The organism is Aeromonas sp. FDAARGOS 1418 (assembly GCF_019048585.1).
Lineage (GTDB): Bacteria > Pseudomonadota > Gammaproteobacteria > Enterobacterales > Aeromonadaceae > Aeromonas > Aeromonas caviae.
Map to the genome: position 1 here is coordinate 4,055,640 of NZ_CP077387.1, position 12,807 is coordinate 4,068,446.

Annotated in this window: 11 protein-coding genes; 8 read left to right on the forward strand and 3 right to left on the reverse strand. The window is 64.9% G+C overall.

Translation table 11 applies throughout. From position 1 onward, the window contains the following. The first annotated feature begins 210 nt into the window (after positions 1–210). Positions 211–1,548, forward strand: a complete 1,338-nt coding sequence (astB, locus tag I6L48_RS18920) for an N-succinylarginine dihydrolase (RefSeq protein WP_139739527.1) — start codon at positions 211–213, stop codon at positions 1,546–1,548. A 230-nt stretch (positions 1,549–1,778) separates the two neighbouring features. Here astB and sohB read toward each other — a convergent pair whose 3' ends face one another. Further along, complete coding sequence (gene sohB / locus I6L48_RS18925) at positions 1,779–2,786, reverse strand: protease SohB (RefSeq protein WP_042880316.1); 1,008 nt, start codon at positions 2,784–2,786, stop codon at positions 1,779–1,781. Positions 2,787–3,010: 224 nt separating this feature from the next. On the opposite strand from sohB, the gene I6L48_RS18930 reads away from it, so the two are divergent. Together I6L48_RS18930 and I6L48_RS18935 are read left to right on the forward strand one after the other, a co-directional pair. Beyond that, positions 3,011–3,766 (forward strand): YciK family oxidoreductase, encoded by a 756-nt coding sequence (locus I6L48_RS18930; protein WP_042880314.1) that lies wholly within the window; start codon positions 3,011–3,013, stop codon positions 3,764–3,766. Between the two features lie 89 nt (positions 3,767–3,855). Continuing rightward, a complete protein-coding gene (locus tag I6L48_RS18935; protein WP_042015608.1) occupies positions 3,856–4,740 on the forward strand; it encodes a LysR family transcriptional regulator in 885 nt (294 codons plus the stop codon). Positions 4,741–4,811: 71 nt separating this feature from the next. On the opposite strand, the gene I6L48_RS18940 is transcribed toward I6L48_RS18935, so the two are convergent. Further along, positions 4,812–5,984, reverse strand: a complete 1,173-nt coding sequence (locus I6L48_RS18940; RefSeq protein ID WP_216987597.1) for an MFS transporter — start codon at positions 5,982–5,984, stop codon at positions 4,812–4,814. A 164-nt stretch (positions 5,985–6,148) separates the two neighbouring features. On the opposite strand from I6L48_RS18940, the gene I6L48_RS18945 reads away from it, so the two are divergent. Both I6L48_RS18945 and I6L48_RS18950 read left to right on the forward strand, forming a co-directional pair. Beyond that, positions 6,149–7,288, forward strand: coding sequence for a MalY/PatB family protein (locus I6L48_RS18945; protein WP_041212604.1), 1,140 nt, complete (start codon positions 6,149–6,151; stop codon positions 7,286–7,288). Positions 7,289–7,436: 148 nt separating this feature from the next. Then, complete coding sequence (locus I6L48_RS18950) at positions 7,437–8,792, forward strand: TAXI family TRAP transporter solute-binding subunit (RefSeq protein ID WP_216987598.1); 1,356 nt, start codon at positions 7,437–7,439, stop codon at positions 8,790–8,792. A 63-nt stretch (positions 8,793–8,855) separates the two neighbouring features. On the opposite strand, the gene I6L48_RS18955 is transcribed toward I6L48_RS18950, so the two are convergent. Then, a complete protein-coding gene (locus I6L48_RS18955; protein WP_041212603.1) occupies positions 8,856–9,758 on the reverse strand; it encodes a LysR family transcriptional regulator in 903 nt (300 codons plus the stop codon). A 190-nt stretch (positions 9,759–9,948) separates the two neighbouring features. Here I6L48_RS18955 and I6L48_RS18960 point away from each other — a divergent pair, with 190 nt between their 5' ends. The 3 genes from I6L48_RS18960 to I6L48_RS18970 all read left to right on the forward strand — a co-directional run bounded on the left by I6L48_RS18960 (position 9,949) and on the right by I6L48_RS18970 (position 12,740). Next, a complete protein-coding gene (locus I6L48_RS18960) occupies positions 9,949–11,205 on the forward strand; it encodes an adenylosuccinate synthetase (RefSeq protein ID WP_010673886.1) in 1,257 nt (418 codons plus the stop codon). Between the two features lie 177 nt (positions 11,206–11,382). Next, positions 11,383–11,916 carry a YbhB/YbcL family Raf kinase inhibitor-like protein gene (locus I6L48_RS18965; RefSeq protein ID WP_041212601.1) on the forward strand — a complete coding sequence of 178 codons (534 nt, stop codon included), beginning with the start codon at positions 11,383–11,385 and terminating at the stop codon, positions 11,914–11,916. A gap of 11 nt (positions 11,917–11,927) precedes the next feature. After that, positions 11,928–12,740 carry an AraC family transcriptional regulator gene (locus tag I6L48_RS18970; protein WP_216987599.1) on the forward strand — a complete coding sequence of 271 codons (813 nt, stop codon included), beginning with the start codon at positions 11,928–11,930 and terminating at the stop codon, positions 12,738–12,740. The last annotated feature ends 67 nt before the right edge of the window (positions 12,741–12,807 follow it).

Here is a 12,807-nt window from a genome sequence, read left to right on the forward strand (position 1 = left end):
GGGCGCGGGAAGCAACCGCTTTTTTGTTTTTATGCTATATCCCCCCCTTTTTTAGATTGGAAATGACATATCCAGCCACCCTTGTGACATAAAAACCCATTCTGGTTATCAGCTTGTTACAAAGGATGAAATCTCTTTATAATGGCCGCACACCGCAGCTTTGTGCGCGGAAGGAACCGCTCCCCATATAAAAATCGAAAGGATGTGATCATGAAGCACTTCGAGGTCAACTTCGACGGCCTGGTCGGCCCCACCCACAACTATGCCGGCCTCTCCTATGGCAACGTCGCCTCCCAGAGCAACGCCAAAGAGGCCTCCAACCCCAAGGAAGCGGCCAAGCAGGGGCTGCGCAAGATGAAGGCGCTGACCGACCTCGGCATGGTGCAGGGCGTGCTGGCGCCACAGGAGAGACCGGATCTCGCGACCCTGCGCCGCCTGGGCTTCACCGGCAACGACGCCAGCGTCCTGGCCCAGGCTGCCAGACAGGCCCCCGCCGTGCTGGCCGCCTGCTACTCGGCCTCCAGCATGTGGACTGCCAACGCCGCCACCGTCTCCCCGAGCGCCGACACCCAGGATGGCCGCATTCACTTCACCCCCGCCAACCTGACCAACAAGTTCCACCGCTCCCTGGAGCCCGAGGTGACCGGGCGCATCCTGCGGGCCGTGTTCAACAACGATCGCCACTTCTATCACCACCAGCATCTGCCGGAGAACGACCACTTCGGTGACGAAGGCGCCGCCAACCACACCCGGCTGTGCCGCGCCTATGGCGAAGCGGGGGTCGAGCTGTTCGTCTATGGCCGCAGCGCCTTCGACGTCTCCCAGCCGGCACCCAAACGCTACCCGGCCCGCCAGACCCTGGAAGCGAGCCAGGCCATCGCCCGCCTGCACGGTCTGGGGGATGAGAGCGCCGTCTTTATCCAGCAGAACCCGGACGTGATCGATCAGGGGGTGTTCCACAACGACGTCATCGCGGTGGGCAACCAGAACGTGCTCTTCTTCCACCAGCAGGCGTTCCTCAACACCGCCTCGGCGCTGGCCGAGGTGCGCACCAAGTTCGGCGACGGCGAGCTGCACTTCATCGAGGTGCCGACTGCCGAGGTGTCGGTGCAGGATGCGGTGAAGTCCTATCTGTTCAACACCCAGATCCTCACCCTGCCATCCGGCGAGATGGCGATCATCGCCCCCACCGAATGTCGCGACAACCCGGCGGTGTCGGCCTATCTGGCCAAGCTGGTGACCCTGGGGACCCCGATCAAGGGGGTGCACTACATGGACGTGAAACAGAGCATGAGAAACGGCGGTGGCCCCGCCTGCCTGCGGCTGCGGGTGGCCATGAACGACACCGAGCTGGCCGCCGTCAACCCGGCCTGTCTCATCACCGACAGCCAGTTTGCCCGCCTCGATGGCTGGGTCGATCGCCACTACCGCGACAGCCTGGCGCTGGACGATCTGCGCGACCCGTCCCTGGTGCTGGAGACCCGCACCGCCCTGGACGAGCTGACCCAGATCCTGAAACTGGGTTCCGTCTACCCCTTCCAACGCTGAGGTGCGCCATCGGCCTGCAGAGCCGACGCAATAAAAAAAGAGAGCCGGGCAATGCCCGGCTCTCTTTTTAGTCCTTTGCACTGAGCTATAAAACCTGTTCACGAGCTGTAGCGAGAGATCGTCAGCAAGGTGAAGAGCAGCGCAGGAAGCGGAGTGTGTAGATACACATGAGGATTCCGAGCAGCACATGAGCCTTGATCACGACCTCGCAGTAAGCTCGAAACAGGTTCTCAGCGCCAGGGGCTCTGCTGCCACAGGCGGCCGAGGGCCCCCTCCAGCCCCAGTGCCGCCTGCTTGCCAAGCTTCTGGGTCAGGCTCCTGGGTTTGCTGTAGCGGATGCCGACCACCTTGTGATGGCTGGCCTGGGCCAGCAGGTAGTCATCGCTGGTGCAAAGCGCATCCACCAGACCGAGCTGCTTGGCCTGGCTCGCCAGCCAATGCTCGCCGGTGGTCACCTTGTCGATGTCGAGACCGGGTCTGTGCTCGGCCACGAAGGCCTTGAACTGCTCGTGGATGGCCCCCAGCTCCTCGCGAAACTTCTCCCGCCCCAGATCGTCATTCTCGCCGAACATGGTGATGGTGCGCTTGTACTGGCCTGCGGTGTGCATCTCGAATTCGATGTCGTGCTTCTTGAGCAGCTTGTTGAAGTTCGGCATCTGGGCAATGACACCGATGGATCCGACGATGGCGAACGGCGCCGCCAGGATCTTGTCCGCGACGCAGGCCATCATGTAGCCACCGCTCGCCGCCACCTTGTCGATGGCCACGGTCAGCGTGATGTCCTTGTCCCGCAGCCGCTGCAACTGGGAGGCGGCCAGGCCGTAGCCATGCACCACGCCGCCGCCGGATTCGAGGCGCAGCAGCACTTCGTCCCCGGGCCGGGCCACGCCTATCACGGCACTCACCTCTTCCCGCAGGGAGGCCACTTCCTTGGCATCCATGCTGCCGTTGAAGTCGATGACGAACAGCCGGCTGCGCTCATCCTCCCCCTTGGCTTTGGCCTTGTGCTCGGCCTTGCGGGTCTTCTCCATCTGCTTGCGCTCGGCCTTGCCCGCCAGGGCTGCCTGCAGTTGATGGCGCCCCTGCTCCAGCTCGCCGGAGAGATCGGTCACCACCAGCTCCCCCTTGCGGGATTTGGGCTGGCGGCTGCTCGCCACCATCAGGATGACGGCGCCGATGGCCAGCAGGAAGGTGAGGGTCTTGGCCAGAAACAGGCCGTATTCGGTCAAAAATGCCACTTGATGCTCCGCTCAATGTCCGGTTTTTTCACATAGTAAGGAGTTTGCCCCCCTCGCGCAAAAACTCTGCCACCTCCCGTGCCAAGGGCGGAGGGATCGATGCTATCGCCCTGTTTTATTCACATTTTTGCCGTCTCATACTGGTCAACTGCCGGGCCGGATCAGTACACTTGCCCACTCGATTCGTTGCGCCAAGCCGCCAGGCATTGTTAACAGGAGTCCACATGCTCGACTATCAGGCCCCCCGTGATCTGCTCAAGGACAAGGTCATTCTGGTGACGGGCGCCGGTGACGGCATCGGCCGCGAAGCGGCCCTCACCTATGCGGCCCACGGTGCCACCGTGATCCTGCTCGGGCGCACCAGTGCCAAGCTGGAGGCGGTCTACGACCAGATTGAAGCGGCCGGTCACCCCCTGCCCGCCATCGTGCCCGTGGACTTGAAAGGGGCTACTGCCGCCCACTACCGCGGCATGGCGGAGACCTTCGCCCAGCAGTTCGGCCGCCTCGATGGCGTGCTGTTCAACGCCGGGCTGCTCGGCACCCTGTCGCCGTTCGAACACATTCAGGAGCAGGAGTGGGACGAGGTGATGCAGGTCAACGTCAAATCCGAATTCCTGCTGACCCAGGCGCTGCTGCCCCTCATTCGCCAGACCGCCAAGGAGCACGGCGAGGCGTCCATCGTCTACACCTCCTCCAGCGTGGGCCGCAAGGGGCGCGCCTACTGGGGCACCTATGCCATTTCCAAGTTCGCCATCGAGGGGATGATGGAGGTGCTGGCGGACGAGCTGGAGAACACCAGGGTGCGGGTCAACACCCTGAACCCGGGCGGCACCCGCACCAGGATGCGGGCCAGCGCCTTCCCGGCGGAAGATCCGCAGACCCTCAAGACCCCGGCCGATCTGATGCCCCTCTATCTCTACCTGATGGGGCGTGACAGTCAGGGCCAGAGCGGCAAGACCTTCGTGGCCCAGCCCAAATAAATCAACAAATCAACCGGATGGGATTACAGTGAAGAGGGGGTGCCAAGGCGCGCCCTGTTGAATCCCATCGGCCCCAGACAGGTTGCACTATGTTTCGTCCCAAGAGCACGTTTGAGCAATGGCGGATCTTTCAGGCGGTGGTGGACTGCGGCGGTTATGCCCAGGCTGCCGAGGCGCTGAACAAGAGCCAATCCTCCCTCAATCATGCGGTTGCCAAGCTGCAACAGAGTCTGGGGGTGGCCCTGCTGGAGGTGCGGGGGCGCAAGGCGGTGCTGACGCCGGCGGGGGAGATCTTCCTCAAGCGGGCGCGCCAGCTCAGCCAGCAGGTGGAAGAGCTGGAAAACCTGGCCAACAACCTGGAGCGGCAGTGGGAGCCGCAGATCAACCTCTATGTGTCCGTGGTGCAGCCGCGGGAGCGCCTCTACCGGGCGCTGGCCCACTTCTATCCCCGCAGCCGCGGTTGCCGCATCAACCTGCACGAGCGGATCCACTGCCACTTCAATGCGCTGCAGGCAGGAGATCTGATGCTCTCCGAGCACCTGCCCCAGGATCGCACCGGCCTGCCGCTGGACGAAGTCTGTCTGCTTCCTCTGTGCGCAGCGGGCCACCCCCTTGCGGAGCAGGGAGAGCCCATCACTGCCGAGGTGCTGGCCAGCCACAACCAGATAAGCCTGCATCCCCCCATCCACCGCTCGGTGGACTGGAACGATGCGGACGACACCGGCTGGAAGGCGACCCACTATCATGAGGTGCTCAACATGGTGCGCCTTGGCATGGGTTACGCCTGGGTGCCCCGCCACCTGGTGCAGGAGGAGCTCGCCGAGGGCTCGCTGGTGCAGCTCGATCTCACCGGCGGCAACGAACGCTATCTCTACACCTACCTGCTCACCCCCTCGGTGGAGGCGCTGGGGCCGGCGGCCGAGCTGTTGCTGCGCTGCCTGCGCATCGAATACCAGGGAGACAACCCCAGGTAAGGCCGCTTCTTCCCCGCACGACCGGGGCACTGGTGCCGGCACAGCCGGGCATCGGCTCCCCTTTGCATCCCCTATACGTTGGGGACCCGCCAGCAGGCGGCCAGCGCCATCAGCGCCAGGGCCGCCGCCACCATGAAGACCCCGTGGAAGCTCCAGAGCTCCGCCACCATCCCCGCGATGGCCCCCGCCATGATGGAGCCGGTGCGGATGCTGTTGGAAAAGAGCGTGGTCGCCACCCCGGCGCGCCCCGGCATCAAGTCCTGGAAATAGGACATGCCGATGCCGGCCACGATGCCGATGAAGATGGCATTGAGCAGTTGCAGCGCAATGAGGGCATGCTGGCTCGACAGGGTCACGAGACCGCCATAGAAACCGACCCCGGCCAGCACCGCCAGCAGCATCATGGGCCGCTTGCCGAAGCGCCGGGTGTAGTAGCCCGCCAGCAGCATGAAGGGGATCTCCAGGGCCGCCGCCGTGCCCATCAGCAAACCGGCCAGTTTTTCCTCCAGCCCCAGCTCGCGGGTGATGTAGAGGGGCATGTTGATGAGGTACATGCTGTTGCAGGTCCACATCAGGGTGGAGGCGATGAAGAGCGCCCGCACCGACGGATCCCGCCAGCTGCTCACCCGCTCCACCTCGCTGTCCATCACCGGCAGCGGCAGGGAGGGAAGCCAGCGCCACACCACGAAGGCGCAGATGACATAGGCCAGCGCCGAGGCCAGATACATCACCTCGAAGCCGTAGCCGATGGCGAGCGCGAAGGCGATGGGCGGCCCTATCACCCAGGCCAGGGAGAACTGGGCCCGCAGCACCGAGCTGAACATGTCGGCCTGTTTGTTGCGGCTGTCGGCGTATTCCCGCGCCAGGGCGAACAGCTGCGGGCTGGCGGTGGCGGTCAGGCTCGCCAGCAGCACCCCCAGGCTCACCAGCAACCAGTACTGCCGGTTCCAGGCAAACAGCAGGGAGAGCACGATGCCGGCAAAGCAGCAGCGCAGGATCAGCTGCTTGCGATCCCCCTTGTTGTCGGAGCGGTGGCCGAGCCACTGGCTGATGAGGATGCCGATCACCGCGTTCACCGTGTAGAAGAGCCCCACCAGGAAGGGGCGCACCTGCACCTCCTCGGCCAGAAACAGGCTCAAGGTCGGCACCTGCAGCGCCACCGCCACCCCGGTCATGAAGGTCACGGCGAGAAACGAGAGAGAGACGGGATCCGGCCTCTTGCGGGCAACAGACAGCAAACTCATAGAGATACCATTGATATGGAAGAAAAAAAGGAGCCAGATGCGGGCGGGCTTGGCGTATGGCGGCGGCTATTTTATGTCATTATCAACAGCCACCTCAAGGGTTGCGGGGGGGCGTCCAAGTCCGTACATTGGAAGCCCATCCAGCGCCAGTACAAGGATTTAACATGTTTGATTTTGACCGGGAAATAGATCGCAGCGGTACCATGAGCCTGAAATGGGACAAATACAAGGGTCAGGATGTCCTGCCCATGTGGGTCGCAGACACCGACTTCGTCTCTCCCCCCGCCGTACTGGAGGCCCTTACCAAACGGGTCGCCCACGGCATCTTCGGCTATTCGCGCCCCTCTCCCCGGCTCATCGAACTGATCGTATCGCGTCTGGCCAGCCGCTATGGCTGGACCATCCAGCCCGAATGGCTCGTCTTCCTGCCCGGGGTGGTGCCGGGCCTCAATCTCGCCTGCAAGGCCTGGAGCCAACACGGGCGCGGCATCATCACCCCCAAGCCGGTCTACTACCCCTTCCTGCAGGCGCCGGGCTTCAATGACCGCCCCCTGCTCACCGTCCCCGTGGTGGAGGAAGAAGGCCGCTGGGTGCTGGATCTCGAAGAGCTTGAGCGTCAGGCCCCCTCGGCGGATCTGCTGCTGCTGTGCAACCCCCACAACCCGGGCGGCACCGTCTTCACCCGGGAAGAGCTGCTGGCCATCGACGCCATCGCCGAGCGCCACAACCTGGTGATCTGCTCCGACGAAATCCACTGCGATCTGCTGCTGGACAAGGATGCCCGCCACATCCCCTATGGTGCCCTGAGCCCGGAGGCGGCCGAGCGCTCCGCCGTCATGATGGCGCCGAGCAAGACCTTCAACATCGCGGGCCTGTGCTGCTCCTTCGCCGTGATCCCCAATGCCCGCCTGCGGCTCAAGCTGCAACAGGCAATGCGCGGCATCAGCGCCGACGTCAATCTGCTGGGGTTCGTGGCGGCCGAGGCGGCCTATGAGGGGGGCGAGCAGTGGCTGAATGAACAGCTCGACTACCTGACCGGCAACCTGGCCCTGATCGAGCAGGCCGTGGCCCGCTGGCCCGGCGTCAAGCTGGCCCGCAACCAGGCCACCTACCTCGCCTGGATCGACATGAGCGCCCTGGGGCTGGACGATCCCGTCGCCTTCTTCGAACAGGCGGGCGTGGGTCTCTCCCCCGGTGCCCAGTTCGGCAACGGCCAGTTCGTGCGGCTCAACTTTGGCTGCACCCGGGCCCGTCTCACCGAGGCCCTGGCCCGCATGGAGAAAGCCATTCTCCAGACCCGCTAGCGAACCGTCCCGGGCGGCGGCCCCAGGCCGCCCGGTGCGCGCAAAAGCGGTAAAATCCGTTCAGCTTCCCGTCTGATACGGATAAGATGAGGCTCATCACCGGATGAGCCCGCCTCCTCCTCATGTTCAGCCACGGTTTCGGTCCACTATGCGCCCATTCGCCTTCTCTGCCCTGCTGCGTCTGTCACGTACCGCCCTGCCCTGGCTTGCGGCCGTGCTGGCGCCCTCCCTCTTCGCCTCCCCCGCCTATGTCACCATCGGTACGGGAGCCCTCAACGGCGTCTACTACCCCACAGGGGGGGCCATCTGCCGCCTGCTCAACGAGGAGAGTGCCCGCCACGGCCTGCACTGCACGGTGCAGAGTACCTCGGGCTCCATCGCCAATCTGGCGGCCCTCGCCAAGGGAGAGGTACAGCTCGCCCTGGTGCAGTCGGATGTGCTCTACCATGCGGTGCACGGCACCGGCCCCTTCGCGGGCCAGGCCCCGGACGATCAGCTGCGCAGCCTGTTGCGGCTCCACAAGGAGTCCCTGACCCTGATTGCCAGCGCCACCAGCAACATCACCACCCTGGCCGACATCAAGGGCAAGCGGGTCGATGTCGGCGCCCCCAACTCCGGGGACAGGGTCACCAGCCGGGCCCTGCTCGATGCCATGGGGTGGCGGGTCGCCGATTTCAGCCGCCCGCCCGTGATCTCCCCGGGCAACCGGCTGGAGGGGCTCTGTGACGGCACCCTGGATGCCGCCTTCGTGGTCGCCGGTCACCCCAATCAGGCCATCGGCGATCTCACCGGCCGCTGTCAGGCCCGCCTCATTCCCATCGAGGGGGAACAGGTGGACAAGCTGCTCAAGCAGCACCCCTACTACGATCGCAGCCGCATCGGCGCCAACCTCTATCCGGGGCAGACAAGCGGCGTCAACACCTTCGCCGTCACCGCCGAACTGGTGGCGCTGGCCAGTCTGCCCGAGAGCGAGGTGCGCACCCTGCGGGACGTGCTGAACGAGCGGCTCAAGCAGTTCACCCGGCTGCATCCGGCACTGACCACCCTCACCTGGGAAGGCATGCAGGCGGGTAGCATCGCCCTGCTCCATCCCGGCATGCTGGATGCCGTGCCCACCCTCCCGGCGGACACCCTCACGGCATCCGGGGCAGGGGCCACCTCGGGCGCCCTGCCGACCTTGTCCCCGGCGAGCAGCGCGGCCACACCGACCGATGGGGCAGGCCCCCAGGAAGGCACCGCGCCACTGGAGGGGTCCGACACCTTGCCGGAGCAACCGGCCGCCGCGACCCTCTCAACCAGTTCGGGGGCGGCCTCCACCAACCAGGCCCCGGCCCTGATTGAGCCGCCCACACCGGGCAGCGCAACCCTGGCGCCAGGCCATCCCCTGACCCCGCCTGAGGCGCCCGCCTCGGCGGCAACGCCGCTGGAGGCGCCATCACCGCAGGCCATGCCGGCCAGCCCACCCAGCCATGCGGTGGAGACCACAGCCCCCGCCGGGCAATGAACACCAACCAAGAGGCCACCCCAGGGGTGGCCTCTTGGTTATCGGGAACGGGCGCCTGGCCTGTCACGGCGCCAGCAGCAGCGCCGGATTCTGGATCTCCTCCTCCACCCAGTGCAGCAGCTGCTTGATGGCCCGGGACAGCACCTGGTTCTGGCGCACCACGTACCCCAGGCTGGTACCGGGAAAATCGGTGAGCCGGGTCACCGGGGCGGTCAGCTTGAGCCTGGGGTGCAGGGAGAAATCCGGCACGATGGCGACGCCAAAACCCGCCTCGGCCCAGTCGAGCTGGGCATCCACGCTCCCCACCTCCATGATGCGGCAGCTCGGCAGGCCGAGCAGGGGCAGGGAGGGATCGATCAATGCCCGGGTCCGGGTGTCGTGCCCCAGCAGGATCAGGGTCGGCTCGTCCAGAGGATCGCTCTCCCCCGAGCTGGCCCGCGCCTGCCAGCGGGCCAGGCCGTGCCCCAGGGCACACCAGGTCACCTGCTGCAACTCGGTGTAGAAGAGCGGCTCGCTGCGCTTTTGTGCCATCACGAAGCCCAGATCAGCCTTGCCCGCCCGCACCAGATCCGCCGCCTGATCCGAGGTGGTGTTGAACAGGGTGAGGTCGATACCGGGGAAGGCCTGCTTGAAGCGCTGGAACGGCTGGATGAGCAGCAGGCGCGAGATGATGTCGCTGGCGGCGATGGCGAGCGTCCCCTGGCTCAACTGGCTCAGGGCATTGAGATCGGACTGGCAGAGCTGCAACTCGTTGATGGCGCGCTCGGCGCTTTGCAGCAGCCGCTCCCCCGCCTGGGTCAGGCGAAACGGGCTGCGCTCCACCAGCTTGACCCGGGTCGCCTGCTCCAGGTTCTTGAGGTGCAGGCTCACATTGGGTTGCGTCATGTGCAGTTCGGTGGCCGTCTGGCCGAAGTGCTGCAACCGGGCCAGGGTGACGAAGGTGTGCAGCCAGTGAATGTCCAGCATGGGGTTCCTCTTCTCCCGGGTCGATGGCAGGGCCAGCGCCGCCAGGGCACGGGCACCACGAAAGGGAGCGCGGTGTCGATAATGGCACCGGAATTATATGGCTTCCTTATCGGAATTATAAAGATAATTAATTTTTCTAATCCTCACGGGGCTCCTAGGATGGACGCCTAATGTCTTAGGAGAAAGAGTCATGTCGTCTATCGTAGTCGTAGGTGCTAACTGGGGTGATGAAGGCAAAGGCCGCATCGTCGATTATCTGGCAGGCCAGGCTGGCGCCAGTATTCGTTTCCAGGGCGGCAACAACGCCGGCCACACCGTGGTCAACGATCTGGGCACCTTCAAGCTGCACCAGGTGCCGAGCGGCGTCTTCAACCCGGATTGCCTGGTCGTGCTGGGCCCCGGCATGGTGATCAGCCCCGAGAAGCTCACCGTCGAGCTGGAAGAGGTCAAGGCCTCCGGCGTCATTCCCAAGCTCGCCATCTCTGACCGTGCCACCCTCTGCCTGCCGCTGCACGCGCTGGAAGACACCCTGGAAGAGCAACGCCTGGGTGACGGCGCCTACGGCTCCACCCGTCAGGGCATCGCCCCGGCTTACGGTGATCGGGTCATGAAAAAGGCGATCCTGGTGGGCTGGCTGAAACAGCCGGACGTGCTGGTCGAGCGCATCCAGTTCATGCTGGACTGGAAACTGCCGCAGATGAAGGCTCTCTATCCGGACTTCGAATTCACCCAGACCGCCCAGGAGATGGCCGACTGGCTGCTGGAAGTGTCCGCTCCCTGGCTGGACGCCGTCTGCAACGTCAGCATGCCCCTCAAGGCACTGCAAGCCGAAGGCAAGACCCTGCTGTTCGAAGCCCAGTTGGGTGCCGGCCGTGATCTCATCTACGGCGAATACCCCTGGGTCACCTCCTCCCACGTTTCCGGCGCCTACGCCGGCATCGGTGGCGGTCTGCCGGGCCTGCGCCCGGAGCGCGTCATCGCCGTGGCCAAGGCCTTCAGCTCCTCCGTCGGTACCGGCACCCTGCTGACCGCCATGGAGAACCAGGACGAGTTCCGCAAGATCACCAACGAGTTCGGCGCCACCACCGGCCGTCCCCGTGACGTGGGTTACTTCGATGCCGTCGCCACCAAGAACGGCGTCGAGCTGCAGGCGGCCACCGAAGTGGCCCTGACCAAGCTGGACTGCCTGACCGGTCTGCCGGATCTGAAGATCTGCGTGGCCTACGAAGGTGCCCACACCGAGAACCCGATCTGGCCGCAAACCGCCGCCCTCACCCCCGTCTACGAGAAGATGGAGAGCTGGAGCGAAGACATCAGCGGCTGCCGCACCTTCGCCGAGCTGCCCAAAGCTGCCCAGGACTATGTGCTGCGCATCGAAGCCCTGCTGGGCGTGCCGGTGCCCATGGTCTCCGTCGGCCCGGGCCGTGACGAGATGATCCTGCGCTAAGGCCCCTCGCCTCTCCCAAAAACCGGCATCCCAGGATGCCGGTTTTTTTATGCCCCTCAAAAGCCCCGAACAGCTCACAAAAGCCACTTCTATGGCATAATTTGAGCCATACGGGCACTCTGTTTTGAGCCAGCCCCCTTAGAGTGAATGCCATATTCACACAAAGGAGTGCCCATCATGAGATCCCCCATTATCCCGCTGCTGCCCCTGTTCTGCCTCGCGGCTCTGCCCGCCGGTGCCATGACCCTCAAGAGTACCGACATCCGCGAGGGTGAACCCATGGACAAGGTCTTCAGCTTCAACGGCTTTGGTTGCAGCGGCGAGAACCGCTCCCCCCAGTTGAGCTGGCAGAGCCTGCCCGCCGGCACCCAGAGCGTCGCCATCACCGCCTATGACCCGGACGCCCCCACCGGCAGCGGCTGGTGGCACTGGCTGGTGGTGAACCTGCCGGCCAGCCAGAGCGAGCTGCCGAGCAATGCCTCCGGCAAGCTCAAGCAGGGGCTGGAGCTTGGCACCGACTACGGTACCCAGGGTTATGGCGGCCCCTGCCCGCCCGCCGGTCACGGCATGCACCGCTACCAGTTCACCGTCTGGGCCCTGCCCAAGGCGCTGGAGGTGAAGGCCAACACCCCGCCCGCCATGGTAGGCTACATGCTCAACAGCCTGGCCCTTGGCAAAGCCACCCTGACCGCCACCTTCACCACCCCCTAGGAGCCCGCCCGATGAGCACGCCCCTGCTGCAACTGAATCACTACTTCGGGATCCGCCAGCAGCCCCTGCGCCGGGTGCTCATCTACGCGCCGACCCTCATCTGGGTGCAACAGGGCCGCAAGCAGCTGTGGTGGCGGGAGCAGCGCCTCTCCTTTGACAAGGAGAGCTGGCTGCTGATCCCGGCGGGTCACCGGCTCACCTTCGTCAACCAGCCGGAGCAGGGCACGTTTCGCTCCCAGGCGCTCACCCTGCTGGCCCCGCCACCGGACGAGTGGCTGGCAGAGAGCACCCTCGATCTCCTCAAGCCACCGGCCATCAGAGTGACGCCGGCCCTCGCCTTCTGCTTCGATCTCGTCACCACCATGGCGCAGCGGCAGCTCTGCGAGACGGCCCAGACCCAGCTGCTACAAGGGTTTTATGGCGAGCTCAGGGAAGCGGGGGGCCTTGGCCTGCTCTTTCCTGCCACCACCATGACCCTGGGGGAACGGCTGGCCCGTTACCTCAGCGTGGAGCCTGGTCTCGATCACCGGCTGGAGACGGTAGCGACCCACTTCGCCATGAGCCGCGCCTCTCTGGTCCGCAAGCTGGCCGCCGAGGGGCGCAGCTTTCGCCAGGTGCTGACCCAGGTACGCCTGGGGCACGCCCTCACCTTGCTGCAACAGGGGCTCACGCCGCTTCAGACCGCCCTCGCCTGTGGCTACGACTCCCCCGGCCGCTTTGCCGCGCGCTTCAAGGAGGAGTTCGGCCTGACCCCCCACCAATACCTGCGTACCTGCCCCTCCTCTCTCTCACTGACTGCCACCACAAAAGTAAATAATTACTAAAACACAAGGCTATGTAACCTCGTGTAACCGGGTGATCCGGCTCACACTCGCCCCTCCTGCACTGTGA